This window comes from Pseudanabaena sp. UWO310 (genome assembly GCF_006861605.1).
Classification (GTDB): Bacteria; Cyanobacteriota; Cyanobacteriia; order Pseudanabaenales; family Pseudanabaenaceae; genus Pseudanabaena.
Window position 1 is genome coordinate 43,266 of the sequence record NZ_SELU01000024.1, and the last position, 25,858, is coordinate 69,123.

At 44.6% G+C, this 25,858-nt stretch carries 23 protein-coding genes; 11 read left to right on the forward strand and 12 right to left on the reverse strand.

The window, feature by feature from the left end; genetic code table 11:
- Positions 1-23: 23 nt before the first annotated feature.
- The gene (locus tag PseudUWO310_RS09975) at positions 24-794 is read right to left on the reverse strand and encodes a C39 family peptidase (protein ID WP_142600644.1); all 771 of its coding nucleotides are present in this window, start codon (positions 792-794) and stop codon (positions 24-26) included.
- Between PseudUWO310_RS09975 and PseudUWO310_RS09980 the strand changes: the two genes are divergently transcribed.
- The 3 genes from PseudUWO310_RS09980 (at position 795) to PseudUWO310_RS09990 (ending at position 3,972) form a co-directional block, all read left to right on the forward strand.
- On the forward strand, positions 795-1,751 hold the full coding sequence (locus PseudUWO310_RS09980) for a branched-chain amino acid ABC transporter permease (RefSeq protein ID WP_055075184.1): 957 nt from the start codon (positions 795-797) through the stop codon (positions 1,749-1,751). It begins immediately after the preceding gene.
- Between the two features lie 636 nt (positions 1,752-2,387).
- Entirely contained in the window at positions 2,388-2,609 is a 222-nt protein-coding gene (locus PseudUWO310_RS09985; RefSeq protein ID WP_009629702.1) for a DUF4327 family protein, read from the forward strand.
- 424 nt (positions 2,610-3,033) lie between these two features.
- Positions 3,034-3,972, forward strand: a complete 939-nt coding sequence (locus PseudUWO310_RS09990) for a cyanophycinase (RefSeq protein ID WP_009629703.1) — start codon at positions 3,034-3,036, stop codon at positions 3,970-3,972.
- Between the two features lie 173 nt (positions 3,973-4,145).
- On the opposite strand, the gene PseudUWO310_RS09995 is transcribed toward PseudUWO310_RS09990, so the two are convergent.
- Complete coding sequence (locus tag PseudUWO310_RS09995) at positions 4,146-5,129, reverse strand: SPFH domain-containing protein (protein ID WP_009625572.1); 984 nt, start codon at positions 5,127-5,129, stop codon at positions 4,146-4,148.
- Between the two features lie 312 nt (positions 5,130-5,441).
- Between PseudUWO310_RS09995 and PseudUWO310_RS10000 the strand changes: the two genes are divergently transcribed.
- Together PseudUWO310_RS10000 and PseudUWO310_RS10005 are read left to right on the forward strand one after the other, a co-directional pair.
- On the forward strand, positions 5,442-6,314 hold the full coding sequence (locus PseudUWO310_RS10000; protein ID WP_142600647.1) for a 6-carboxytetrahydropterin synthase: 873 nt from the start codon (positions 5,442-5,444) through the stop codon (positions 6,312-6,314).
- A gap of 183 nt (positions 6,315-6,497) precedes the next feature.
- Positions 6,498-7,706 carry a WD40 repeat domain-containing protein gene (locus PseudUWO310_RS10005; RefSeq protein ID WP_223805606.1) on the forward strand — a complete coding sequence of 403 codons (1,209 nt, stop codon included), beginning with the start codon at positions 6,498-6,500 and terminating at the stop codon, positions 7,704-7,706.
- 218 nt (positions 7,707-7,924) lie between these two features.
- Here PseudUWO310_RS10005 and PseudUWO310_RS10010 read toward each other — a convergent pair whose 3' ends face one another.
- On the reverse strand, positions 7,925-8,806 hold the full coding sequence (locus PseudUWO310_RS10010; RefSeq protein WP_142600652.1) for an XDD3 family exosortase-dependent surface protein: 882 nt from the start codon (positions 8,804-8,806) through the stop codon (positions 7,925-7,927).
- A gap of 214 nt (positions 8,807-9,020) precedes the next feature.
- A complete protein-coding gene (locus PseudUWO310_RS10015) occupies positions 9,021-9,932 on the reverse strand; it encodes a tetratricopeptide repeat protein (protein ID WP_055075721.1) in 912 nt (303 codons plus the stop codon).
- Between the two features lie 127 nt (positions 9,933-10,059).
- On the opposite strand from PseudUWO310_RS10015, the gene PseudUWO310_RS10020 reads away from it, so the two are divergent.
- Together PseudUWO310_RS10020 and PseudUWO310_RS10025 are read left to right on the forward strand one after the other, a co-directional pair.
- Positions 10,060-10,659, forward strand: coding sequence for an anthranilate synthase component II (locus PseudUWO310_RS10020; RefSeq protein WP_142600654.1), 600 nt, complete (start codon positions 10,060-10,062; stop codon positions 10,657-10,659).
- Positions 10,660-10,811: 152 nt separating this feature from the next.
- Positions 10,812-11,594 carry an MBL fold metallo-hydrolase gene (locus PseudUWO310_RS10025; RefSeq protein WP_142600657.1) on the forward strand — a complete coding sequence of 261 codons (783 nt, stop codon included), beginning with the start codon at positions 10,812-10,814 and terminating at the stop codon, positions 11,592-11,594.
- Positions 11,595-11,784: 190 nt separating this feature from the next.
- On the opposite strand, the gene PseudUWO310_RS10030 is transcribed toward PseudUWO310_RS10025, so the two are convergent.
- From PseudUWO310_RS10030 to psaA, 5 genes are all read right to left on the reverse strand, one after another.
- Positions 11,785-12,894, reverse strand: a complete 1,110-nt coding sequence (locus PseudUWO310_RS10030) for a L,D-transpeptidase family protein (RefSeq protein ID WP_223805609.1) — start codon at positions 12,892-12,894, stop codon at positions 11,785-11,787.
- Between the two features lie 220 nt (positions 12,895-13,114).
- The gene (locus PseudUWO310_RS10035) at positions 13,115-13,507 is read right to left on the reverse strand and encodes a DUF5615 family PIN-like protein (RefSeq protein ID WP_142600663.1); all 393 of its coding nucleotides are present in this window, start codon (positions 13,505-13,507) and stop codon (positions 13,115-13,117) included.
- Positions 13,504-13,878: a DUF433 domain-containing protein gene (locus PseudUWO310_RS10040; protein ID WP_142600665.1), complete on the reverse strand. Its 375-nt coding sequence runs from the start codon at positions 13,876-13,878 to the stop codon at positions 13,504-13,506. The genes PseudUWO310_RS10035 and PseudUWO310_RS10040 overlap by 4 nt, the downstream gene beginning before the upstream one ends.
- A 106-nt stretch (positions 13,879-13,984) precedes the next feature.
- The gene (gene psaB / locus PseudUWO310_RS10045) at positions 13,985-16,213 is read right to left on the reverse strand and encodes a photosystem I core protein PsaB (protein ID WP_142600668.1); all 2,229 of its coding nucleotides are present in this window, start codon (positions 16,211-16,213) and stop codon (positions 13,985-13,987) included.
- Positions 16,214-16,237: 24 nt separating this feature from the next.
- Complete coding sequence (gene psaA, locus PseudUWO310_RS10050) at positions 16,238-18,490, reverse strand: photosystem I core protein PsaA (RefSeq protein ID WP_009625583.1); 2,253 nt, start codon at positions 18,488-18,490, stop codon at positions 16,238-16,240.
- Positions 18,491-19,111: 621 nt separating this feature from the next.
- On the opposite strand from psaA, the gene PseudUWO310_RS10055 reads away from it, so the two are divergent.
- The 3 genes from PseudUWO310_RS10055 to PseudUWO310_RS10065 all read left to right on the forward strand — a co-directional run bounded on the left by PseudUWO310_RS10055 (position 19,112) and on the right by PseudUWO310_RS10065 (position 22,246).
- On the forward strand, positions 19,112-20,128 hold the full coding sequence (locus PseudUWO310_RS10055; protein WP_223805607.1) for a transaldolase: 1,017 nt from the start codon (positions 19,112-19,114) through the stop codon (positions 20,126-20,128).
- Positions 20,129-20,239: 111 nt separating this feature from the next.
- Complete coding sequence (locus tag PseudUWO310_RS10060) at positions 20,240-21,859, forward strand: AAA family ATPase (RefSeq protein WP_142600671.1); 1,620 nt, start codon at positions 20,240-20,242, stop codon at positions 21,857-21,859.
- A gap of 12 nt (positions 21,860-21,871) precedes the next feature.
- Positions 21,872-22,246, forward strand: coding sequence for a DUF1257 domain-containing protein (locus tag PseudUWO310_RS10065; RefSeq protein WP_142600673.1), 375 nt, complete (start codon positions 21,872-21,874; stop codon positions 22,244-22,246).
- A 70-nt stretch (positions 22,247-22,316) separates the two neighbouring features.
- On the opposite strand, the gene PseudUWO310_RS10070 is transcribed toward PseudUWO310_RS10065, so the two are convergent.
- A complete protein-coding gene (locus tag PseudUWO310_RS10070) occupies positions 22,317-22,499 on the reverse strand; it encodes a hypothetical protein (protein WP_009629122.1) in 183 nt (60 codons plus the stop codon).
- 604 nt (positions 22,500-23,103) lie between these two features.
- On the reverse strand, positions 23,104-23,862 hold the full coding sequence (locus tag PseudUWO310_RS10075) for an EAL domain-containing protein (protein ID WP_142600675.1): 759 nt from the start codon (positions 23,860-23,862) through the stop codon (positions 23,104-23,106).
- Between the two features lie 700 nt (positions 23,863-24,562).
- Between PseudUWO310_RS10075 and PseudUWO310_RS10080 the strand changes: the two genes are divergently transcribed.
- On the forward strand, positions 24,563-25,165 hold the full coding sequence (locus PseudUWO310_RS10080) for a pseudouridine synthase (RefSeq protein ID WP_142600677.1): 603 nt from the start codon (positions 24,563-24,565) through the stop codon (positions 25,163-25,165).
- Here PseudUWO310_RS10080 and PseudUWO310_RS10085 read toward each other — a convergent pair.
- A partial coding sequence (locus tag PseudUWO310_RS10085) for a lipoate--protein ligase family protein (protein WP_317845558.1) occupies positions 25,121-25,858 on the reverse strand: 738 nt, incomplete at its 5' end. The genes PseudUWO310_RS10080 and PseudUWO310_RS10085 overlap by 45 nt on opposite strands.

Sequence of the window (25,858 nt, forward strand, 5' to 3'; positions counted from 1 at the left end):
CGTGCGCTACGAGTTTTGATTCACTATCGATCCACCCAGACTATAGTTCTTGCCTCCACGCCGTTGCTTTTGAGGATATTCGCGATCGCCCCACTAACATCGTGATCTAAGCCCAAGTTCCATCTTGTCTGGAAATCTTGATATGACAGCATATAGGTTTGGCTATTGGTATCGGTGTAATAGATCTGCTGGTTCTGGGGATCGACTCCCGTTACCGCAATCCAATGTAGATAGGGAATCGAGCCCACATAGGGAACTTTCAAGCTACCAACCCGCACCAAAGCGATCGCAGGTTTACCCGATCGCAATAAATTCAGTAACCGATTAAAACTAGTTTGGGGAGACTTCTTAACATGATCCCCTTCCCAGCGTTGCATGACCTGCTGCAAAGTGAGTGGTGGCGTACCCGTCCGCACCTCAATCCATTGATTAGTAAAGGGATTGCGTATTTTCTGTGGTAAAAATAACTTCTTGTCAGTTGCCTCGCGCACCATGGCATAGTCAACATCATGCCCGTAATAGCGCAATATCCTCGCCGCCGAATTAGGTCCACAGCTCCAACTATCATCCTGTGCGCCCGTATCGGGCAGTTGCAGCGGTGGAGGAGCGGTAATCGATGAGATTGTGTCTTGAGATTGTTTTTGAGATTGGGTTTGAGATTGGTTAGGCAGTTTATGGGGATGATGGGAGCGATCAGGATTGTTAAATGTGGCGATCGCCGAGGGTGTTGGCGTAATAGTCACCGCAATCGCCATAGTTGCGATCGCAAGTGTAGAATTTTTTAAAAAACTCATATGGACTTTTCGGTATTTTTGCAGCAATTTTTAAATGGTTTATCAATTGGGAGCGTATACGCCATTTTTGCCCTCGGATATACCTTGGTATTTTCGATTTTAGGGATCGTTAACTTCGCCCATAGTGCGGTGTTTACGTTGGGAGCATACTTTACCTACGTGCTATGTGGTGGCACTTTTGGCTTCAATGGTATTCTCGCCAACCTATCCTTACCCAAAGAAGTACATTTGCCCTTTTTTGTTGCCATTTTTGTAAGCAGTATCTTTACAGGACTGATCAGTATCGCGATCGAGCGGATTGCTTTTCGACCTTTACGCGATCGTCATGCTGACCCATTACTGACCTTAGTTTCTAGTTTGGGCGTAGCCGTAGCGATCGTCAATACAATCCAATACTTAGTGGGTGCAGAAAGCTATAATTTCCCCGCCAATATTTACGGCAGCTTACCTGCCGCCATCAACTTCGGCTCCCCTGACAAACCAATCGCCATCCGCACCGTACAGATCCTGATCTTTGGCGTATCTGTGATAGTTTTAGCCATTCTTACCTATGGTATTAACTTCACCAAGATCGGCAAAGCCATGAAAGCTGTAGCCGAAAATGCCACTACAGCAAGCTTGCTGGGCATAAACACCGATTTTTTTATTGTTCTCACCTTTTTTGTATCGGGATTCCTCGGCGGACTAGCGGGAACTCTTGTAGGCTCCAGTGTCAGTATCGCGGGTCCCTATTTTGGTATCGGCTTTGGCTTAAAAGGATTAGCGGTGATCGTCCTCGGCGGACTAGGCAATATTCCTGGAGCCGTAGTTGGGGGCATAGTCCTCGGACTTGCCGAGTCCTTCGTCCCATCTAATCAATCCGCCTATAAAGATGCCGTTGCCTTTGCTTTACTCTTCATCGTTTTACTAGTAAGACCACAAGGCATTCTCGGCAGAACTTTCGTCCAAAAGGTTTAGTCCTCGCCAAACAAATAAAGCCAGAGCCAAAAGCTTTAGCCTGTGCTAGAGCTTTTGAGGTTTTATATTTAATTGTGCCTAGATACTGATTGCCAAGATATTAATATTGCCAATATTCTTGGCAAAAAAAAGACAAAAAAAGCAAAAATAACTTTCTTTTTTGTCATGATTTGATGACTTATCTGTTTATTTTATTGCCAACTAAAAGCCTAGCAATTTACAGAAATCTCCTAGGAGAAGGACGACCAAACAAAAAGTCATGATCCTTTGACATTCGCAATAACCTGCGCCGTACGCGCAGCGTACGGCGCAGGTTTTAGGGCTTTATATTTTTAATTAAGTCCACTTACTTGCATAAGTAGCTAGGCATAACTAATTACAAACCAAAACCCGTAAAGTTGCGCCCCTACGGGGCACAACTTTACGGGTTTTAGTAATTTATATCGTCAGAAATATTTTTTTCTTTTGAGTTTCATTGACTTTTATGTAGTGATGAAAATCCTATGGGAAAATATTAAAAGTTTGTATCCTCCATCACAGACATCGATCATTTTCATGTAAATTTAAGTCATCAAGTAAATTCCTGACTTTAAATTTCAATAAAATTACGCAAAAACCTACAAAGAGAGTTTGGTTATGTTGCACTCACTTTACTATTCCATCAGCGCTATCCAAGACGAAGCAAGACATTTACTCGAAAGCGGACGACTCACTCGCAGTCAACCAATTCATGCTCTCTGTCGCTTCTTTCGCGATCGCGAATGGTGTCAAATCGAACGAGAATTAGAAGATAACCAGTACCTATTACGCGATCGTATTTGCGATCTAGTTAGCCAAGAATGCTGGCAAAGTGATTGAATACTCATCAAAATCACCCTAAAGTCTCTATAAAAATTCTCTATGTAGTTACTCCCTTCCCACTAAAGAAATAGACATCAAAACCCAATAACTAGCGTTGCGACGCTTTGCGTCGCAACGTCTAATTCTTCACTGGGAAGGGAGTAGGCACAATCAAACATAAAACCCAAAACCTGTTGCGGACGCTGAGCGTCCGCAACAGGTTTTGTCCCTAGTTTTTAATTACGCGCAGCTACTTATAAAATTAGGCAAACAAAATCAGGTAAAATCAGGCAAAATTAGGTAACAAAATCAGAGGGGACTTGTCAGTCTCTGATTTTGTCACCAGCAAACACTAGTCTTTAACAACATAAAAGTTATACAATTTGACAATAGTTAGCCTTACGGTTAGCCATGTAAGCATCAATGGAGGTAATTCAAACCATTGGCGAGTCAGCAAGAGCAAAAAGTGAGTCAAGGCGTTAACCTAATTAATCGCCTGAAAAAATTTGTTGACCAATCTGCTAATATGCTGAACTTAGACGAAGATGTGGCAATAGATAGGGGCATGACTCAAATTATTAAGTCGGCGGTAATGGTAATTGGTGGTGGAGAGGATAAAGTCCAAGACCGCAAGATTCTCAAAGCCTTTGTAGAAAACTCAGGTGGCTCCCAAGCACGCATCGCGATCATTCCTTGCGCTTCAAGAGAACCTGATATTATTGGACGAATTTATCATGACATTTTCACTGAACTTGGTGCAAGTGCGGTGGAAGTGTTGGATATCCGTGAACGTCCTCACGATGACTATCCTGAAGCCGAAGCTCTAGTAGATCGGTTTACGGGAATTTTTATGACTGGTGGCGATCAACTCCGCCTTTGTGGGTTAATCGCTGATACTCCCTTTGCAATCACGATCGCTAAACGAATCGACGAAAAGCGTCTCGTACTGGCTGGTACTAGCGCAGGAGCCGCAGCAATGGGCTATCACATGATTTCAGGTGGCAGCAGTGGCGAATCCCCCCATAAAGAACTGGTCAACATGAGCACGGGCTTGAATATTTTGCCCGAAATCATTGTCGATCAGCACTTTCACAATCGTAACCGTATGGCTCGTTTGATGACAGCGATCGCCGCACATCCAGACAAAATTGGCATAGGCATTGATGAAGATACGGTTGCCATTTTTGAACCCAACAATACCATGCGAGTTTTAGGGCGCGGCACAGTCACCGTAGTCGATCCTGGCGAAGTCTCCTATAGCAACCAGCTATGGGTGAGCGGCTCTGCTCCTTTGACAATTCATAACCTACGGGTACATATTCTTGCTGCTGGTTGCAAATATCACCTGCTCAAGCGCATTCCCATTAGCCCTTCGGTATAGCCAATCCCTTAATGTGAGTCCTATTTCCCCAAAAAGTAGGGACAATTTGTCCCTACTTTTTTAACGTCAGTTTGGTTTAAGCTGGTAAATTTTAAAATCCCCAAAGTAAAAGCCTTGCTACGCAAGGCTTTTACTTTGGGGATTTTAAAATTATCTCGAACTCACGTTAATTTTTATTTAGTCCAATCTTGGGTGGGTAGATCGCTCGGATCAATAGGAGTATCAACGATTGATTTCAATCCTTCTAAGGTCGAAGGTAGCGATCGCGGATCCATAAACATCACCTTGCTACTGCCACTAGAACCGACAGTTGTAGCCATAGTCAGATAACTTTGCGCTAACAAAAATTGTAAAGCCTCATTGGCTTGGGGATGCCCCTTCATAGACTGCAACAAAACCTGCATCGCTTGAGCCGTCCCCTGAGCCTTTAATACCTGTTCCTGTCGCTCCGCTTCAGCTCGCAAAATCCTTGATTGTTTCTGTCCTTCAGCTTCGAGAATCGCCGCTTTCTGAGAAGCTTCAGCATTAAGCAGTTGGGAGTCTGCTAAACCTCTAGCTTTGTTAATTGCTGCCTCGCGATCGCCTTCCGAAGTAAGAATGGCAGCGCGTTTTTTACGCTCGGCAGTCATTTGCAATTCCATCGACTCCTGTACCGCCTTGGCAGGTAAGATATCGCGCAACTCTACCCGCGTTACTTTCACACCCCAAGGTTCGGTGGCATCATCAAGATCACGCAGTAGCAGTTCGTTGATTTTATTTCTCGCCGTAAAGGTTTCATCCAGTTCCAAGCTACCTAACTCAGAGCGGATCTGGGTCAAAACAATGTTAATAATCGCTTGGCGGAGGTTTTCTACGCGGTAATAGGCTTTTTCCATATCAACAACTCGCCAATAGACCACGGCATCGGCGGTAATCGGCACATTGTCACGAGTGATGCATTGTTGGGCGGGAATATCTAGTACTTGTTCTTTGATTGAGCCTTTGTAGCTTACGGTATCAATAAAAGGCAGAATAAAGTGGGGGCCAGCAGGAAGCTTGCGTTTATATTTCCCGAAGGATGCAACTAGGGCTTCTTCGCCTTGGTTGACAATTTTAAAAGATGCACCTCCCATCCCAAAAAATACACCCGCACCAATTACAAAACTCCATAAGTCCATAATGTTTTTCCATTGTTGGTCGAACTCACGTTAATGATAGCTTGATTGATCTTCAGATGTAGATTAAGTGTTCCTTCTAAAGTTGAACAGACTCAAGAGCGGGAGTAACAGTTGGTGTCATAGCTCAAACAATGCGATCGCACTGACAACAGGGGACTTTTAGAGATATTTTTTAATTATAGCGATCGCGGCAAATATACTTAGCCTTGATGCGATGTCTTGGTGCGATGTCTTGATGCGATCGCGGGAAATGTTAATCTATTAATATAAATTTACAATTTATCAAACCTTGTTTTTGATAGCTAATTCCTGATGGCTAAATGTGTAATTAATCGCCGCGCTGAGTTTTCTGCTAGTCATCGTTACTGGCTGCCTGAAATCCCCCCAGAGGAGAATCTTGCTAAGTTCGGTGCATGTACTAATTTTCCACCCCACGGTCACAACTATGTAATGTATGTGGGCATGGTAGGAGAGATCGACCACACTGGCATGGTACTAAATCTCTCAGATGTCAAGCACACGATCGCCCGTGAAGTGACAACCCAATTAAATTTCTCCTATCTCAATCAAGCATGGGAAGAATTTCAAGAAACGCTCCCCACCACCGAAAATATTGCCCGTGTAATTTGGCAGCGTTTAGAAGCGCACCTACCATTGGTCAATATCCGCTTATACGAACATCCCGAACTCTGGGCTGATTATCAAGGTAATAATATGCAAGCACATTTAACAATTAGCACTCACTTTTCCGCAGCCCATCGCCTCGCTCTCGACACATTATCCCTAGAAGAAAATACATCAATCTATGGCAAGTGCGCTCGGGTTAACGGTCATGGACATAACTATCATTTAGAAGTAGCCATTGTTGGTGACATCGATCCTCGTACTGGCATGATTGCTGACCTATCCGCCTTTCAAAACGCGATCGATAAATATGTCCTCGAACCGATGGATCATACCTTTCTCAATAAAGACATTCCCTATTTTTCGGAAGTCGTTCCTACTGCCGAAAATATTGCTGTCTATATCCAAAAGTTACTAACCAAGCCCATTCGCGAGATTGGTGCAAAACTCCATAGCATTAAACTAATTGAGAGTCCTAATAACTCCTGTGAAGTTTATGGAGAATACCAACTCTCTGACATCGAACATTCCTTAGAAGAAGTCTTGGCTAAGGCTTCTTAATTTTAGGACTTACGCATTGGATAGGTGTGGCGCGGGCTTTACCCGCGCCACACCTATCCAATATCCAGTAAACTCCTTAGCTTTGCGTAAGTCCTAAATTTCTAAAGATTAATTTCTAAACCGAAGATGAGCCAAGCTGTGCCTTGGCTCATCTTCGGCAAAAAATTTTTACAAATATCAATCATGTCCGCAGCAAAACAGCATCACCAGCAACCCACGGCAAAGGATGCAGTTCTTGGCGGTCAGATAACACCGCCACTGGGAGGAGTTGTATTAGGAGGAATTGCAGGAGTCAAGCAAAGGTTCCATAGCCCTGCGATCGCCTCGAGAATAGCCTCCCTGCGCGAAGCTCTCAACCATGGGGAAGCGGGATTAAACTTAGTTTTGCAAGGCTTACAGGATCATTCGCTCTCCGTCCAACGTACCGCGCTCCTATTGCTTTGGCGCAGATCCGAACCCCATGTCCGTCAAGCCTTAGCCGACTACAGCCAATATCATTTATTCGATATCGTCGATACGCTTCAAGGTCATGCTTCAGCGATCGTTTCCCTTGCCCTGTCAGCCAATGGCAGGATTTTATATAGCGCTGGGGCGGATTTCAGTATTAAAGTTTGGGACTTAGGAACAGATAGAAATCCGCATAAACTGATTGGTTCCATTCGCGGACATAATCATAGGATTACCTCCATTGCTCTGAGTGCTAACGGTCGTCTATTGGCTAGCGGTAGCCGCGATAAAACTATTAAACTCTGGGATGCACGCTCTGGGAAAGAGCTATTAACCCTAACGGGGCATATCGGCTATGTTAATTCTGTAGCAATTACTCCCGATGGAAAGACCCTAGTGACGGGTAGCCAAGACACCACGATTAAGCTGTGGGATATTAAAACGGGAACCAAAATTCGCACTCTGCGCGGTCATACTAGTCTTGTGGATTCCGTCGCCCTAAGCCCTGATGGCAAAGCGATCGCTAGTTGCAGTTGGGATACTACGATTCGAGTATGGGACTTAGTTTCAGGAAAGCAACGTTGGGAATTTATCGGACATTCGGCAAGGGTGCTCTCCTTTGCCATCAGTCCCGATGGGCGCACCCTCGTCAGTGGTAGTCTCGATACGCGCATCAAGGTCTGGGACTTGCAAACAGGTAAAGCCATTCGGACATTAGAAGGGCATTGGGGCTGGGTCAAGTCACTGATTGTCAGTAGGGATGGCAAAACTCTGATCAGCGCTAGCTATAAAGAAATTCGCGTGTGGAACTTAGAAACAGGAGAACCCATTCAAGTCCTCACTGGACATATCAATCTCATTAATGCGATCGCCCTCAGTCATGACGGACAAACCTTAGTTAGTGGCGGCGAAGATAGCAATATTCATATCTGGAGAGTTCCCTAATCATACCAAAGCACAAAATGGCGTAGCCATTTTGTGCTTTGGTATGATTAGGGCATTGAGCAAGGGTTTGCGTAGCAAACCCTTGTTCAATGCCAAAAAGTGAAAGCCTTGCTACGCAAGGCTTTCACTTTTTGGCTTTTAAAATTTGCTAGCTTAACCCGAACTGACGTTAATCAAAGAGTGTCGTACAAAGTACGACACTCTTTGCAGAAGTTTAACTAAGCAGCAACTACTTTAAGTTGCTTTTTGCGTCTAGCTGCACGCCAGCCACCAAATGCACCTGCCAGAAAAATACCAGCGATCGCAGGAGGGACGGGAACTGGTCTTACAGAAACCAAATCATTGCTACATTCAAATCCTAAGGTTGCCAAAAACTGCTGACCTTGATATTGACTAGGAAGTGTAAACTTAAACCCAAAAGTATTAGGGTTGGCACTAGCTTGGTAGATCGTGCTGGGAAATCCAATGGCAGCAAGATCTGACTGTGTTAGATAGCTGAGGTTACCTCCCGCAAATAGATTCCCCGTAGCAATTTCAAGGGGAAGAGAAGAGCCATTATTAATGTAGGGAGCAAAATAGGAATCATTGGCGGCTAGATCGCCAGCAGTGGAATTGCCAGCAGAATTTCTATAAGCGTTATAACTGGCATAGCCAGAGTTACTTGAGGCAACACTTTGACCAGTAACGCCTGTATAAACACCAACGGTATTAGCACCAAAGTCATTGTTGGGTGCAAACCTTACGCCAAGCAGCGAGCCTTGGGCGGTACTGAAGTTATTGCCAGCGTTGCCATAATTGAAGTCTAGGAAAAGAGAGCCGAAACCGACATTTGTATTGTTGGAATTAATGCCATAGAGAGAATTACTGGAGTTAATTCCTACATACACATCATTACCTACAACTTTGTAGCCCATGCCATAGATATCCCAACGGCTGTCTGCATTAAATCCCCCCGATCCAGAACCATCATAGGAGTAGTCATCACGGGCATAATTCCAGCCATTTACAATCGTTCCAGCCTGTGCTGGCAGACTGGTGGCGATCGCCCCCCAAGAGATTGCTACTGCTGAGAGTACCTTTGACAAAACCGACTTATTCATTTCCCTTCCCTAAAACCTGACTAAAACAAAAAAATATTTCTAATGACGAAGCAAGACTTATTAGTTAATGCTTGGTTATTTCTTATACTCAGGTTTCTAGATCGGGTTGTCATCTAGGTAAAGTTAGCAAAAAGTTATTTTCGATACTTTTCACTGGTTATCGAATAGTTATATCAGGATAAAGTCTTACTAAATAAAGATTATCTCCCTGTTTTTATCCGCGTAATTTCTGAATCTGTCGTTCGCTCTGTTGCGCCCAAGGAATGTTTTTTTGCTGATTAAAATAAGCCTGCGCCTGAATAAAAGATTGCATCGCATCCTGTTTTTGCCCCGCCTTTACCTGTGCGACCCCAAGGGTATAAAAGGCTTCGGCGTAGTCTTTACGAAACTGCAAAGCATTACGCAACTGTCCGATCGCATTTTCCGTTTGTCCTTGAATTAATAAAGCGGCTCCCAAATTGTAATAAGCCTCAGCATATTCAGGATTCAATTGCAGAGCCTTGGCATAATAGGCGATCGCTTTGGAGATATTGCCCTGAGTTTGAATTAATAGTCCTAGGTTATAGATCGTTTCAGGGGCTTGGGGATTGAGTTTAAGCGCCTGATTGAGGTTCGCGATCGCCCCATTAATATCCTTTTTCTCCTTCAAGGCTAAACCGAGATTATAATAAGCAACTGATAGTTTCGGATCGAGGCTAATCGCCCTTTGTAAGCTGGGAATGGCGCGATTGGCATCCCCTGACTGTAACAAGGCTGCACCCAGATTACTGTAAGCGATCGCAAACTTAGGATCGAGTCTAGTGGCGCGTTGAAAAGAATGAATGGCTTCCTTTAATTTGCCTGCCTGTGCGTAGGCTAAGCCCAGATTATAATGCGCTACCGTTAGTTCGGGATTTTTCTGAATCGCCGCCCGAAATATAACAATCGCTCCCTCTAAATTACCTAAACGCACATAGGCGTTACCCCTTTCCAAAAGCTGATCGGCAGTTTCATTGGGCGGTACGACGATTTCCTGCTGTACTTGAACTTTTTGCGGTGGCTTAGGACGCAGTTGCGCGATCGCCCCCTCAGCACCACAGATCATAATCACTAAGACCGATGCGAAAACTCCCAAAACTGGTTTCATAATCTTTTCTGGTCTGAATTCTTCATAAAGAATGTTAAATTGAGAAGGCTAAATTGAGTAAGAAATTAGCGATCGTCGTCAAGCCTTGAGCTTCAAAAAAAGCTTTACAAACACAAGCCCTGTAAACATGATTCTCGTTATCGACAATTACGACAGCTTTACCTATAACCTCGTGCAGTACCTTGGAGAATTATTACCCGAATTCCCTGCATTGAGCGAAATTATAGTTAAAAGAAATGACGAAATAACCATCGCCGAAGTCAAACAACTTCAACCCGCAGGAGTCGTAATCTCACCAGGTCCCGGTCGCCCCGAAGAAGCGGGTGTATCTTTAGATATTATTCGTGAAATGGCTGCCCATACGCCAATATTGGGTGTATGTCTCGGGCATCAAAGCATGGGATTAATGTATGGAGGAAAGGTCGTCTCGGCTCCCTACTTAATGCATGGCAAGACATCCCAAATTTATCATACGGGAGTCGGTATTTTGGCAGGACTAGCCAACCCATTTACCGCCACTCGTTACCATAGTCTCGTTATCGATCGCCAAAATTGCCCCGATGTCCTTGAGGTTACAGCATGGACTGAAGATGACATAATCATGGGAGTCCGACACAAACAATATCCCCATGTCCAAGGCGTACAATTCCATCCTGAAAGCATCTTGACCGAAACAGGCAAAGACTTACTGAGAAACTTCTTAAAAGGATTGAGCGTCATAGCCTGATATTTAAGGTAGGTGGCGCTTTATGCTGCCTACCTTAAATACTGGGCTTTATAAATACTGGGCTTAAGTACCTGATAGTTTCGACTACATATCGCTTTGGGAAAATCCGCACATTTCAAGCACATTTCAAAATACTTACTGAACTAAACAACATGCGCCGCAGACAAATTCTTCGACTCGCCCAAGGTGGACTGATCTCAGCATTTACCGCAGGAATTATTGCTGACGCAGCCAATTCTCAAGCAAATTCAACCCTACGCCTTCAGTGGTTGGGGCATTTATCTTTTTTAATCTCAGGAGATAACGTTAGTTTTTTAACCCATCCATTTCGTCCCGTCGGTTGTACCGCGAAGCTAGCCTCGCCAACTGCCCAATCTGACTATATTTTGATTAGTTCGCGCTTACTTGACGAAGGATATTTAGAAAATCTCCCCAAGGACAAGCGAGTTTTGTCTGAAGCGGGCTCTTACAATCTTAAAGGCATAAATCTTCAGGGAATTACGATGGATCACGATCGCCTTGGCGGTCGTAGATTTGGGCGCAATGTGGCATGGCGCTGGAAGCAATCGGGCATCTTTATATTGCATTTAGGTAGCGCCGCCGCTCCCATCACCGCTTCTCAGCGAATTCTCATGGGTCGTCCTGACGTTTTGATTTTGCCCATAGGTGGCAGCGCTCAAAGCAGCGATCCAATGCAAGCTAAAGCCTATTCCCCCCAAGAAGCTCAAGCGATCGTTACCGAACTAAATCCCCGTATAGTTATTCCTGTCTATTACCGCACTGACAAATCCAGTAAGTCTTGCCAGCTAGCTTCTATCGATGAGTTCCTTGCGCTCATGCCCAAGGACAGTATTAAGAAGTTGGAAGGTTCGACCCTAGAGTTAAATGCGAGCAGTCTGCCTCAAAGCACCGTGGTGCGTGTCCTCAATTCCTAACTCACCTATATAGCTGCCGCCAGTCTTGTTAGGACAAAATTAAAACTCAAAATAGTGTTGCCGCGCTCCGCGCGGCAACACTATTTTGGGTTTTATGTCCTGATACAGTTGACGGCAGATATATAGGGACATAAACCGCAAGAATTGATAGGCGGCGCTTTGCGCCGCCTATCAATTCTTGCGGTTTGATTTACGGCGATACTCTTACAATCGTGTTCGTCGTCACTTGACTAAACAACTCGCGAATATCTTCGTTATACATACGGATACAGCCATGGGATGCCGCCGTACCAACCGAGGCGCGATTGGGTGTCCCATGAAAGCCCGACCAATCTTTGCCATCCGTCCAAAAGCCAATCCAGCGATCGCCTAAAGGATTTTCGGGATCTTTGCTAGGAATAACATCCCCCGTAAAGGGATTTTGCCAAGCAGGATATTCAATCGTTTGTAAAACACGATGATTACCTATGGGCGTGCTCCAGCCTTGACGACCAACGGCGACAGGATAGGTCTTAAGAGCAATCTCTCCATGAAAGGCGGTAACTGTCCGCCGACTAATGCTGACCTCAAGGCGTGTCACCTGCGTTAGCTCTATATCCCACATGCGGCGATTGGGATCGATCGTATAGAGCGATCGAATTAACGGTACTTTCTTCTGATAGGCAAGAGCTTGATAGATCAGCACTGCCAATTCACTTTTGGTAATTGCTCCATTGGGAGCAAGGATACGGGGATCGGGATAATTAGTAACTAAGCCTTCCTGAGTAATTGTGGCGATCGCAGGAATGGCATAGTTGGGAATCTCTATAGCGTCGCGAAACATTGATAATAAGTAGGTTTGCGGCGTTTTAACGGCATTGCTGTTAAGATTGAGCTGGCTGGCGATCGCGACCAGAGTTTCAGCCTTAGTGGCTGGCTCGTCAAGTCTGGTAGTAATTCTGGATGCATTCCGATTGGCAAAGGCAAGTTCTAAATAATTCGCAAGCTCGGCACGGGTAATAGGGCGATCGGGCTGAAATAAACTAATGCCATCGGCAGTATCAAAGGCTTTGCTCAAGTTTGTTTTAGATAGCAGTCCCTCCACAAAGAGGCGCGACCAATGCCTTTGCAAATCCAAAAACAAAAATTGCTTTGAGTTGAATTTATCTGAAGAGCTAATCGTAGATTCAGCAGTGTTCGCCCAGATTGCTGAATTCTGAGTGTCAGAATATAACGCAGTAAAACCACATATATTTATCGCTATGGCAACATTAACAAATGAAGAGAAAAGACTTTGCTGATTTTGCGATCGCGTTCTCATGGATTCCAATGGCAATAGCTCTTGTTGACTTAATTATCTAAAGTAGCTATGCAGTCTAACACATTGCTTCCCAAAGTCCCTACATGCAATTACAAGTAATCACATTTATGCTAGAGCGTATCCTGATAAAGCTATATAGTGATTACCTTAATGATGATTATTCAAATAGTAATCACTGCCCCCAAAATTGTAAGGCTTACAAAGACTTACAAACAGATAACTAAGGAATAAAAATACGACCAGCCCCTAAATAGTTATCTATGTCAAGACCAATTTCTATCAGACAAGCCACACATTTTTCTCGATACACTTTCTCATCAAGTCGATCCACATTACTAATGGTTACAACTGGAAGACTGAGATCCGTATTTTTATCTCGAATTGTCTGCTCTAAAGAAGTTTTCCCCTTCATATTTCTATTAGCAGTAATCAAAATTAAATTATTTTGTTGAGCAAAATTCCAAACAGCTAGATCACTACTATTTCGAGGCAATCCCACATCCTCAAATTGCAGAAATTTAACTTGTATTAGATCTAGCCAACCTTCAGCCGCCACAACACCCCAAAGGATTAAAGACTTACCCTTGAGATTGTAATCAATTAAGAACTTCATGCTTCAGTCGCTAGTCTAGCTTTCCAAACTTGCAATTTTTCCCATGCTTTCCGATTTTCAGGTTTAGGAGAGTGTTTAGTTAGTTGAGCAAATTTCTCTTTATTAATTTCTTCCCAATAATGGCGATTTGCATCAGATTCTAACAAAACCAGTTGATACTCTGACTCAACCTCTTTACGATGATTTTCAATATAGGTGATCGCTGCGTTGAATTGCTGATCAGTAATGTAAAAAAAATAATTGCGGATCAACTTTACAGGATAGCCAGCATGAAGATAATCCATCAAATCATACAGAGTAATCCGAGTACCATTAATAGTAAGTCCTCTTTCTGTACGGATAATATCTGATTTTTCTTGAATAGCTGTCATATTTGCCAATCTTATAAACATTTTAGATATTATAGCTACTAAAAAAATCCCCCACGTCGCCGTGAGGGATTTTTTTAGTTATTAGTTAATTAACTAGCAAGCTAGATTAACCGAAAGCAGTTGTGGTAGACGCAATCAGGAAGGCTGCATAGGTGACAATGTAGCCTATTGTGAAGTGAGCCAAGCCAACCAAACGAGCTTGAACGATGGAGAGAGCCACAGGCTTGTCTTTCCACTGAACTAAACTTGCAAGAGGTGTGCGTTGGTGCGCCCATACAAGGGTTTCGATCAATTCTTGCCAATAACCACGCCAAGAGATCAAGAACATGAATCCAGTTGCCCAAACTAGGTGTCCGAAGAGGAACATCCAAGCCCAAACAGAGATATTGTTCATGCCATAGGGGTTATAGCCATTGATCAACTGAGCAGAGTTAAGCCATAGGTAGTCACGGAGCCAGCCCATGATGGTGACCGAGGATTCGTTGAACTGAGCAACGTTACCTTGCCATACACCGAGGTGTTTCCAGTGCCAGTAGAAGGTTGTCCAACCGATGGTGTTCAACATCCAGAACATAGCGAGGTAGAAGGAATCCCATGCAGAGATATCGCAAGTACCGCCACGACCAGGACCGTCGCAAGGGAAGCTGTAGCCGAAGTCTTTCTTGTCTGGCATGAGCTTAGATCCACGAGCATCCAACGCGCCCTTAACCAAGATCAAGGTGGTGGTGTGCAGCCCTAGAGCGATCGCATGGTGAACTAAGAAGTCGCCAGGTCCAATGGTGAGGAACAAGGAGTTATCACCAGCATTGATACCAGCCAACCAACCAGATAACCAGACGTTACCACTGTTGGGGTAAGCGGTAGAAGCAATGCTGTCAGGATTAGAAAGCAGAACATCAAAGCCATACAGAGCTTTACCATGAGCGGCTTGAATCCACTGAGCGAATACAGGCTCGATCAAGATTTGCTTTTCAGGAGTACCGAAAGCTTGCATTACGTCGTTATGAACGTAGATGCCAAGGGTGTGGAAACCTAAGAAGAGGGATACCCAGCTTAAGTGAGAGATGATCGCTTCCTTATGCTCAAGCATACGTGCAAGCACGTTGTTCTTATTAGCTTCAGGATCGTAGTCACGAACGAAGAAGATCGCACCGTGAGCAAACGCGCCCACCATCAAGAAACCAGCAATATATTGGTGGTGAGTGTACAGGGCTGCCTGTGTGGTGAAGTCCTTAGCAATGAATGCATAGGAAGGCATCGAGTACATGTGCTGCGCCACCAATGATGTGATTACACCGAGGGAAGCAAGAGCCAAGCCGAGTTGGAAGTGCAAGGAGTTGTTGACGGTGTCATACAAACCTTTGTGACCATCGCCTAGCAAACCACCAAAAGGAGTGCCCTTAGGAGGATTGTGCGCAGCCAAGATCTCCTTGATGCTGTGACCGATACCAAAGTTGGTGCGGTACATGTGACCAGCGATGATGAACAACACAGCGATCGCCAAGTGGTGATGAGCAATGTCGGTCAACCAAAGAGACTCGGTTTGAGGATGGAAACCACCTAAGAAGGTGAGGATTGCAGTACCAGCACCTTGGGAAGAACCAAACACATGACCAGCAGTATCAGGATTCTGAGCATACACACCCCAATTACCAGTGAAGAAAGGTGCAAGCCCCGCTGGATGAGGAGGAACGCTCAAGAAGTTGTCCCAACCTACGTGAATACCACGGGATTCAGGAATCGCAACGTGAACCATGTGACCAGTCCATGCCAAGGAGCTTGCGCCAAACAAACCAGCCAAGTGGTGGTTGAGGCGAGACTCAGCATTCTTGAACCAAGAGAGGCTAGGACGGAAGCTGGGCTGTAGGTGCAACCAACCTGCAAATAGCAGAACGGCTGCGAATACTAGCATCCAGATTGCGCCAGTAAATAGCTCTGCATTGGTACGCATACCGATGGTGTACCACCAGTGGTAAACACCAGAAAGAGCAATATTAACAGGACCAGCAGCGTCGGTTTGAGTAAACGCTTCTACTGCGGCCTTACCAAAGTGAGGGTCCCAAATCGCATGGGCGATCGGACGTGTAGTGAGAGGATTTTGAATCCATTGCTCGAAGTTACCCTGCCACGCTACGTGAAACAGGTTGCCAGATGTCCACAGGAAGATGATTGCCAAGTGACCGAAGTGCGAAGCAAAAATCTTTTGGTAAAGACTTTCTTCGGTAACTCCATCGTGACTTTCAAAGTCATTCGCTGTGGCGATCGCATACCAGATCCGACGGGTTGTTGGATCCTGTGCGAGAGCCTGGCTAAACTTAGGAAATTTCGTTGCCATAATTACTTCAATTTCTCCGTTTTATTAGCCAAGTGCACCGTAACGGGCTAGGAAGAATGCCCAAGTTGTGGCAATTCCACCTAAGAGGTAGTGAGCTAGACCCACTGCACGACCTTGAGTAATGCTCAAAGCGCGAGGAGAGATAGCAGGAGCAACGTTGAGCTTGTTGTGAGCCCAAACGATTGACTCGATAAGTTCTTGCCAGTAGCCGCGACCGCTGAACAGGAACATGAGGCTGAAGGCCCAGATGAAGTGAGCGCCCAAGAAGATCAAACCGTAAGCCGACAATGCCGAACCGTAGGATTGAATTACGTTGGAAGCTTGGGCCCACAAGAAGTCACGCAACCAACCGTTAATGGTCAATGCACTCTGTGCAAAGTTGCCACCAGCCATATTGGTAACAGTGCCACTTGCATCAACAGTACCGAAGATATCGGACTGCATTTTCCAAGAGAAGTGGAAGATGACAACGGAAATACAGTTGTACATCCAGAAAAGACCTAGGAATACGTGATCCCAAGCCGAAACTTGACATGTACCGCCACGACCAGGACCGTCGCAAGGGAAGCGGAAACCGAGTTCAGCCTTGTCTGGAATCAAGCGAGAGCTGCGAGCGTAAAGAACGCCTTTAAGCAAGATCAAGACAGTAACGTGAATGGTGAAGGCATGGATGTGGTGAACCAAGAAGTCAGCCGTACCAAGAGCCATATGGGCAACAGCAACTTTACCGCCAACAACTAGAGTTTCACCGCCGAAGATAGGGCTAACACTAGAGGTTGCATAGGGAGCAGTTGTACCCGCAGCCGCAGCATGAATACCTTGAATCCAGTTAGCGAAGACGGGCTTCAACTGAATTGCGGTATCGGAGAACATATCTTGAGGACGACCCAATGCACGCATGGTGTCGTTGTGGATGTAAAGACCAAAGCTGTGGAAGCCAAGGAAGATACATACCCAGTTGAGGTGAGAAATAATTGCATCGCGATGGCGCAACATGCGATCAAGCAAGTTGTTTACATTCTTAGCAGGATCGTAATCGCGAACCATGTAAATGCCTGCGTGAGCAGCCGCGCCACAGATCAAGAAACCACCAATCCACATGTGATGTGTGAATAGAGAAACTTGGGTAGCGTAATCGGTTGCAATGTAAGGATAAGCAGGCATCGCATACATGTGCTGAGCAACGATGATGCTCAAAGAACCCATCAAAGCCAAGTTAACAGCTAGCTGTGCATGCCAAGAAGAGGTCAAGATTTCGTATAGCCCCTTGTGCCCTTCACCAGTTAGAGGTCCCTTGTGAGCTTCGAGAATTTCCTTCATGCTGTGACCGATACCAAAGTTGGTGCGGTACATATGTCCAGCAATGATGAAAAGTGTAGCGATCGCAAGGTGATGGTGAGCTTGGTCAGTTAGCCATAGAGATCCAGTTTGAGGATTCAAACCACCCTTAAAGGTCAAGAAGTCAGCATAAGCGCCCCAGTTAAAGGTAAAGAACGGTGTCAAACCTTGTGCAAAGCTAGGGAAAATGTCTGCCATCAATGAAGGATTCAGGATGAACTCATGGGGTGCAGGAATCTGGCTCGCAGGTACGCCCTTATCAAGGTAGTAATTGATAGGAATCGATACGTGGATCTGATGTCCAGCCCAAGAGAGAGAACCCAAACCGAGCAAACCAGCCAAGTGGTGGTTCATCATCGATTCAGCATTCTTGAACCACTCAAGTTTAGGAGCAGCCTTGTGGTAGTGAAACCAACCAGCGAAGAACATCAAACCAGCCATCACCAAACCGCCAATTGCGGTGCAGAGGAGTTGATATTCCGTGGTGATGCCAGATGCTCTCCACAGGTGGAACAAACCAGAAGTGATTTGAATACCTTGGAAACCGCCACCTACATCGCCGTTCAAGATATCTTGACCGACAACATTCCAGACCACTTGGGCGCTGGGCTTAATGTTGACTGGATCGGCAAGCCAACCAGTGTAGTTAGAGAACTTTGCTCCGTGGTAATACATACCACTGAGCCAGATAAAGATAATACCTAAGTGCCCAAAATGAGCGGAGAAGATCTTACGGGCAGTATCTTCTTCGGTTGTGAAACTGTCAAAGTCATGCACATTGGCATGAAGATCCCAAATCCATGTGGTTGTCTTTGGGCCCTTCTTTAAGGTGCGATCGAAGTGACCAGGTTGTCCCCACTTCTCAAAGGAAGTAGGTACTACATCACGATCAACCGTTACCTTTACCTCTGTGTCTGGCTTTTGAGGAGTCATTGTCATGAAAATTTTCCTCTCTCAGACTGTTAAGACAAAGTAGATTAAACGATTAGGCAAGCTCTCTCATAGTGCTGAATCTATGAATGAGATAAGTACTGCTGTACAAGAGTCGCTGTGCCACGATGAGGTAATTATAGGTTTAGGTTTGTGTCGCTCCAGATAGTTTGTAACAATTGTTTAGAATGCACCTAATCACCTCAATCCTTTATGCTGCAATAAATTTAAATCCTTAGGTTCAATTTTTTAAATGAATAGACCCCATTAATTTCTTAACAAAACTTCATTTAAGTAAGTGGACTTAATTAAATAAATTGAGTTCGGGATAATTTGAAACTGGCTTTGAGAAAGGGTTTGCTACGCAAACCCTTTCTCAAAGTCCAAAAGTAAAAGCCTTGCTACGCAAGGCTTTTACTTTTGGACTTTTAAAATTTGCCAGCTTAACGCGAACTGACGTTAAATCTAAAACCTGCGGCGCACGCTGCGTCGCAGGTTTTAAGGTTTTAGATTTAGCTATTTACGATGCGATCTTGTAATTACTCTAAAGGTTGAAGAACCTTCAAAATTGTTGGGGCTAAGATAGGCTTGCAAAGGTAGCTATTTGTAAATAGCTCTAAGGAGGACATTATGCCTAATGATTTGCCCAAAAGTTTTCTCGATCAGTTACGGGAAATAACGGTCGTTGTCGCTGATACTGGCGATATCCATGCCATTGAAATGGTTAAACCTCAAGATGCAACCACCAATCCATCTTTGATCACAGCTGCGGCTCAAATGCCCCAATATCAGGAAATTGTCGATGAAACTCTGCGAGAAGCGAGAAAAGATCTTGGTAAAGATGCCATGCCTGCGCAGGTTGTTTCCTTAGCTTTCGATCGCTTAGCGATCTCCTTTGGTATGAAAATTTTGCAAATTATTCCTGGTCGCGTTTCCACAGAGGTAGATGCAAGGCTGTCCTACGATACCGAAGCAACCTTGGGAAAAGCCCATTATTTAATTTCGCAATACGAAGCGCATGGCATTTCTCGCGATCGCGTATTAATTAAAATTGCCGCTACTTGGGAAGGTATCAAGGCAGCAGAATTACTCGAAAAAGAAGGCATTCATTGCAACTTGACCTTACTATTTGGACTGCATCAAGCGATCGCCTGTGCAGAAGCGGGCGTAAAACTAATTTCGCCTTTTGTCGGACGCATTCTCGACTGGTACAAAAAAGATACTGGTCGCGATAGCTATCCAGCTAATGAAGATCCAGGCGTATTGTCAGTATCGAGAATTTATAACTACTATAAAAAGTTTGGTTATAAAACTGAAATCATGGGCGCAAGCTTCCGCAATATGGGAGAAATTGTCGAGTTGGCTGGTTGCGATCTGTTAACTATTTCCCCTGCCCTACTCGATGAATTGCAACATACAGAGGGTGAACTAGTACGCAAACTCGATCCCGAAATCGCTGCTCAGTCAGATATCGCCGCCATTCCTATGGATAAGGCAACTTTTGATGCTATGCATGCTAGCGATCGCATGGCTTCCGAGAAACTTGACGAAGGGATCAAAGGCTTCTCGAAAGCCCTCGTCACCCTAGAAGAGCTATTAAAAGATCGTCTCGCCAAACTCGAAGCACCCGCTCTAGCAGCAGTGTAGTTTTTGGTACTTGCCAAAGCCCAAAAGATAAGTGGCGGCGCTTTGCGCCGCAGCTTATCTTTTGGGCTTTATCTTTAATTGCGCCTAGCTACTTATTGCTATACTGCCAATATGTCGCCACAACTACCGCCCGATTCCTTTGCCCCTAAAAAAAGCAGAGTTTACCAAGCTCTGATAGAGCAGTTCGATTTACTACTTCGCGCCAAATATCCCCTCATATATATAGTTACGGCGGAAGAGGAGCCTGTCGAAGAGCTTTTGACGGAAATGGCAATCCAATCTAGCCCCAGTCGTCGGATTTTATTTTGGGACATCGCCAGAGGATGGAGTGATAATAACGCTGATAAAGGCTCAGTGATGGCGGCTCTGTCGCGAATTAGTCAGCGGGATAAAGCAACTAAGGATGGTGACAACGTTTTATATGTGCTGAGGGATCTGCACCCGATCCTCAAACATCCCCACCACGAAAGAAACATAGCCATTATTCGGGAGTTAAAGAATTTAGCTCGTGACCTCAAGCTTGATCGCCGCACAATTGCCTTAACAAGCTATGTGTTAGAGATCCCGCCCGAACTGACTGAAGAAATTACAGCGATCGATTTTCCTCTGCCTGCCGTTACGGAAATCGAATATTTAATCAAACAAAAAATTTCACCCCATAAATTACATTTAAGCAACTTAGCGTTAGAGCAACTGGTCAAGGCTTGCCAAGGTTTAAGCCGTACGCGAATTCAAAGGGTTTTAGCCAAGGCGATCGCCGAAAAAGAACAGGTGAACGACTCCGACATCGATGCCGTACTTGCCGAAAAGCAGCAAGCGATCAGACAGACGGGAATTTTAGAATTTTTTACGGTTAATGAATCCCTTAAAAATGTTGGTGGCTTAGACAACCTTAAGCAATGGGTGCGGGTTCGACGCGATGCCTTTACCGAAGAAGCAAAGCGCTATGGCATCCCTACGCCTAAGGGCGTATTACTAGTCGGCATTCAAGGCACTGGCAAATCACTATCGGCAAAAACGATCGCCAATGAATGGCGCTTACCGTTATTGAGGCTGGATATCGGGCGCTTATTTGGTAGCTATGTGGGAGAGAGTGAGAGCCGAATGCGGCAAATGATCCAACTCGCTGAGGCGACTGCCCCCTGCGTCCTTTGGATCGATGAAATTGACAAGGCTTTTGGGAATATCAATGGTTCGGGGGATGGAGATTCTGGGGCAAGTCGGCGAGTATTAGGAACGCTGATCACTTGGATGCAAGAAAAAACTTCCCCCGTATTTATTGTTGCTACGGCAAACAATGTCCGCATTCTGCCCGCCGAACTATTACGGAAAGGAAGATTTGACGAAATTTTCTTTTTAAATTTACCGACCGAGTCCGAACGCCAAGAGATCTTTAAAGTTCATTTACAGAAATTACGCCCTAATCGGATGCGGGAGTTCGATCTATTGCTATTAGCGCGACATACCAAAAATTTTAGTGGCGCAGAGATCGAACAGGTGATCCTCGATGGCATCCATCGCGCCTTTGGTCGTGGTAGCACTGGCAAACGCGAAGACTTTACCACCGAGGATATCATTAGCGCGATCGAAGAGACCGTTCCCCTAGCAGCGATCGCTTCGCAGCAGATTGAATCCCTAAAGCAATGGGCGGCTGAGTCGGGAGCACGCACAGCATCTAACGACGAGCAATTACTTCAAGAATTACGAAAATTTGCTATTAATTTAGAGTGAATACAAACAACTATGTCCCACTTCACGACAATCGCCATCGAAATCAAAAATGGGGACTTGCTAGAAAAATCACTGCAAGAACTGGGATATCCTGTCAAGCGCAATACTTTAGTGCGTGGATACCTCGGTAATAGCACCCATGCCGAGTACGTGATCCCCATGCCCAACGCCTATGATATTGGTTTTCGCAAACTCGGCGATCGCTACGAACTAATTGCCGATATGTGGGGCGTAGCTACGAATGTGGAAGAATTATTGGGCGCAATCACCCAGCAATATGCAACTAACAAGGTTTTACAAAGCGCAGCGCAACAAGGATTTGCGGTTGAGCAACAAGAAATTCTGGAAGATGGCACGATTAGAATCGTGATCGGACGCTGGAGTTAGAGCTTGCTATTAATTAAAGTACTTGGGGCCTCGACTCCACTTAATCAAAGTTAGCGGAGCGGAATCGAAACTAGTCAGAATTGCGGAATAAAGTTAAAACTGGGACACATGCTCCAATACATGAGGCGATCGCGCCAATGCCTGAAAAGATATGAGGAGCTTGAACATATTTGATAACTTCGTCTGTAGCGAGAGGCAAGGTTGCGAGCAGCACACACGACACACCTAAGCGAACTGCTAATTGATGAATCATGATTAATACTTGAATTCTACTGAATACTTCAATATGAGATAACTCACACTAGGTTGACTAGTGGGGATCGTCATCTATAAATAGAGTGAGATATCTCAATCGAACAGTGAAATAGATGTCAATTTCTGTTAAGAAAAATATTAAGACTCCAGCAATGTAATACCAAAACACAAAATGGCGTAGCGATTTTGTGTTTTGAAAACCCTTACTGGGCTTAGTTTTTAATTCACAAAAGTGTTGTCGCACTTTCGTGAATTGGTATGAGGTTCGCTTAGAACATAAGACCTAAAAGACGAGCGGTGATGCGAAGCATCACCACTCATCTTTTAGGTCTTGCATAGTCTTGCGATTGGGAAATTAGCAAATCTAGAACTTCTCAAATCATCGCTAAACCGAAGATAACCTTGCAAGCAGATTCAAGCTTACCGTCATAAATTCATCTAAATAGAAAAGGATGGGAAGTGCTAAGCACTTCCCATCCTTTTCTATTTAGGTTTATGTATAGCTATATTCACTTAAGTCGGGACATCAAACCCAATAGAGAGTTGCGGCGCGAAGCGGCGCAACTCCCTATTGGGTTTGATTTGAGAATAAAAGCACTATTCTATAGATTTTCTAGGACTGCCAATCCTTGAAATTTCGGTTTCGCAAAATAATAGCCTTGAAAAAGCTCGATCCCAAAGGATTGCAAAACATTCAACTCCTCGTAGGTTTCAATTCCTTCAGCAATTATTTGAATCTTTAGCTCGTTGCATACTTGAACAATCCCCTTCACGATCGCCTGACGATTCTTATTGCAATCGATATGCCGAATCAGCCCCATGTCTAATTTGACTAAATCCGTTTGAATATCAGCTAATAAATTAAGTCCTGAGTAACCAGCCCCAAAATCATCGATCGCCGTCAAAAAGCCCTCTTGTTGATAATATTTGATGATTTCGAGCAGATGGGCGCGATCCTCGATCTTTTCTCCTTCAGTAATCTCAAAGATAATCCGATCAATCGGGAAACCGAAAGTTTCCGCAGCCTCAAGCGTAGTACGAATACATAATTCGGGACGATAAACCGCATTGGGCAAGAAATTAATGCTGACGTAGGATTTAATATTCAGCTTTGCGCTTAGCTGAACCGCCTTGACTCGACAGGCTTGGTCGAAGCGGTATTGATTTTCATTATTCACCCTCGCTAAAATCTCCCCAGCGGGTTCTTCGGCCATACCCCTAACCAAAGCTTCTTGAGCAAAAATTGTTTTGGTTTTAACGTTAACGATTGGCTGAAATGCCATTGTAAAGTCAAACCCTAATCCAGCTCCTTTTGTGCATTCTGCACAACCAATTGACTGAAATTCATGACGTTGCGTCATCTGATTTACCTAATATATTCAAAGTTGAGTTAGAGTCTCAAAAACTTAGGATGCATTTGGGCTATATAGTACGTTTTTGATTATTGCCTGCAACATATACGTCAGCCATCCCTCTTCATGGCATAAGCCTACCTACTTGATTCATCAAAACAATTGTTTTTGAGTCATCTCAGAGGGCTATAAGTACCTCAGCATAATTAAACCCAGAGCTAAAATCTGCGGCGCAAGCGGCGCGTACACCACAGGTTTTAGGGTTTTATATTTAATTAAGCCCACTTACTTAGAAACTATTAAGCGATCGCTAAGTTAATAAAACAGTCAGTAAATAAGTGTACTCCTTCATAACTTCATTAGTAATTTGTTCATGAAATTAACGGGTTTCTGTAAGTAAACTCAAAACCTAGAAGAGAGTATCGCCCGCTACGCGGGCAGTACTCTCAAGAAAGACAAGTGGTAGTGCTTCGCACTGCCACTTGTCTTTTTGGGGTTTGATTTATCCTAATAGCTGCCGCCAGTTTTGTTAGGGCAAAATCAAAACCCCAAAGAGAGTTGCCGCGCAGAGCGCGGCAACTCTCTTTGGTTTATGTCCTGATAGGCGGCAGCTATAGTTTAAGAATGCCCCAGCGCTAGATTAGAATTAAAAGGCTGACAATGCGATTTTTGGCGTTGCGATTTTTTTATTCTGATTTCCCCTAAGTGCATGAGCGATCGCCAATATATTCTTTTGTACAAGCCCTATGGAGTGCTATGCCAATTTACCGATGACAGCATATCGCCTCGCCCAACTTTGAGAGAATATCTGGATATCCCTGAAGTGTATTCGGTTGGAAGATTAGATTTTGATAGTGAAGGGCTGTTACTACTTACCAATGATGGGGTATTAAAACATCGGTTAATCGATCCCCAGTTTGAACATTCCCGAACCTATTGGGTACAGGTGGAAGGAATTCCCACCGCAGAAGCTTTACAGAAGTTACAACATGGAGTCACCATCCAAGGATATCGAACAAAACCCGCGATCGCCAAGTTATTAGATACCGAGCCAGCTTTACCGCCAAGAGATCCCCCCATTCGCTTTCGCGCCCATATACCAACCGCTTGGCTAGAGTTAACATTAACCGAAGGAAAAAATCGACAGGTCAGAAAGATGACAGCATCCGTCGGATTCCCTACTTTACGCCTAGTCAGAATCGCGATCGCCCATTTAAATTTAGCCAATCTTGGGGTAGGGGAATGGCGGCGATTAACGGATGGAGAGTTAAAAGAACTCCGCGCGAAAGTACTGCCGCGCCGATTGCGATAGAACTTCTATTAACTTTTGTAGACAATATTGGCGATCGCCTTGCATGAGTTCTTGGCATCCCACGATCGGCACTTCTGCGCCAAATAGTTCTTTCAGTAATTCAAAATCTGGAGTGATCGCGATCGAGCCATGCTGTAAAACTGAATTATGGCGATAGACCTGTGCACTACCGATTAGCTTACGTCCGTCAGCGATGACTAAATCGGCATTGGTTGCCGTCGAAAAACAACTAGGATTGTGAATATATCCCCGTCCGGCAAGTCCGTAGGTCAAGGGAACCCCCAGTTCGGCAAAACCTTGAATTAAAAATCCACAGATATATTCATATATTTCACGGTGCGATCGCTTTTTACCATTGATATCAATACTGGTAATCACAGCATAGGTAAGGTCGCCTTTATGTAGCACAGCCCTTCCCCCGCTGGGACGATGGACGATATCGAGATTATGGTTTTCGGCAATCGCTTGCCAATGCTCAGGATATTTTTTTTGGTGAAAGCCTAAGGAGATTGCAGCAGGAGCCCAGCGATAAAATCTTAAAATTGATGGCGATTGGGGATCTCGACTATGGCGATCCAGTAGGGAATTATCCAAATCCATATGCAGTTTTCCTGATGTTTCGGAATAGGGAATAAACTGCAATGGTTGATTCATAAAACGTAAAGATTTTCCATAATATTTATAAGAATGGGC

Excerpts from the sequence above, each read along its gene's own strand:
- PseudUWO310_RS10025 (WP_142600657.1), top strand. The coding sequence starts at position 10,812 with ATGCGCCGCAGACAAATTCTTCGACTCGCCCAAGGTGGACTGATCTCA.
- PseudUWO310_RS09975 (WP_142600644.1), bottom strand. The coding sequence starts at position 794 with ATGAGTTTTTTAAAAAATTCTACACTTGCGATCGCAACTATGGCGATT.
- PseudUWO310_RS10070 (WP_009629122.1), bottom strand. The coding sequence starts at position 22,499 with ATGATTCATCAATTAGCAGTTCGCTTAGGTGTGTCGTGTGTGCTGCTC.
- PseudUWO310_RS09980 (WP_055075184.1), top strand. The coding sequence starts at position 795 with ATGGACTTTTCGGTATTTTTGCAGCAATTTTTAAATGGTTTATCAATT.
- PseudUWO310_RS09985 (WP_009629702.1), top strand. The coding sequence starts at position 2,388 with ATGTTGCACTCACTTTACTATTCCATCAGCGCTATCCAAGACGAAGCA.
- psaB (WP_142600668.1), bottom strand. The coding sequence starts at position 16,213 with ATGGCAACGAAATTTCCTAAGTTTAGCCAGGCTCTCGCACAGGATCCA.
- PseudUWO310_RS10080 (WP_142600677.1), top strand. The coding sequence starts at position 24,563 with ATGAGCGATCGCCAATATATTCTTTTGTACAAGCCCTATGGAGTGCTA.
- PseudUWO310_RS10060 (WP_142600671.1), top strand. The coding sequence starts at position 20,240 with ATGTCGCCACAACTACCGCCCGATTCCTTTGCCCCTAAAAAAAGCAGA.
- PseudUWO310_RS10005 (WP_223805606.1), top strand. The coding sequence starts at position 6,498 with ATGTCCGCAGCAAAACAGCATCACCAGCAACCCACGGCAAAGGATGCA.
- psaA (WP_009625583.1), bottom strand. The coding sequence starts at position 18,490 with ATGACAATGACTCCTCAAAAGCCAGACACAGAGGTAAAGGTAACGGTT.
- PseudUWO310_RS10000 (WP_142600647.1), top strand. The coding sequence starts at position 5,442 with ATGGCTAAATGTGTAATTAATCGCCGCGCTGAGTTTTCTGCTAGTCAT.
- PseudUWO310_RS10020 (WP_142600654.1), top strand. The coding sequence starts at position 10,060 with ATGATTCTCGTTATCGACAATTACGACAGCTTTACCTATAACCTCGTG.
- PseudUWO310_RS10030 (WP_223805609.1), bottom strand. The coding sequence starts at position 12,894 with ATGAGAACGCGATCGCAAAATCAGCAAAGTCTTTTCTCTTCATTTGTT.
- PseudUWO310_RS10035 (WP_142600663.1), bottom strand. The coding sequence starts at position 13,507 with ATGAAGTTCTTAATTGATTACAATCTCAAGGGTAAGTCTTTAATCCTT.
- PseudUWO310_RS10075 (WP_142600675.1), bottom strand. The coding sequence starts at position 23,862 with ATGACGCAACGTCATGAATTTCAGTCAATTGGTTGTGCAGAATGCACA.
- PseudUWO310_RS10040 (WP_142600665.1), bottom strand. The coding sequence starts at position 13,878 with ATGACAGCTATTCAAGAAAAATCAGATATTATCCGTACAGAAAGAGGA.
- PseudUWO310_RS10015 (WP_055075721.1), bottom strand. The coding sequence starts at position 9,932 with ATGAAACCAGTTTTGGGAGTTTTCGCATCGGTCTTAGTGATTATGATC.
- PseudUWO310_RS10065 (WP_142600673.1), top strand. The coding sequence starts at position 21,872 with ATGTCCCACTTCACGACAATCGCCATCGAAATCAAAAATGGGGACTTG.
- PseudUWO310_RS09995 (WP_009625572.1), bottom strand. The coding sequence starts at position 5,129 with ATGGACTTATGGAGTTTTGTAATTGGTGCGGGTGTATTTTTTGGGATG.
- PseudUWO310_RS10010 (WP_142600652.1), bottom strand. The coding sequence starts at position 8,806 with ATGAATAAGTCGGTTTTGTCAAAGGTACTCTCAGCAGTAGCAATCTCT.
- PseudUWO310_RS10055 (WP_223805607.1), top strand. The coding sequence starts at position 19,112 with ATGCCTAATGATTTGCCCAAAAGTTTTCTCGATCAGTTACGGGAAATA.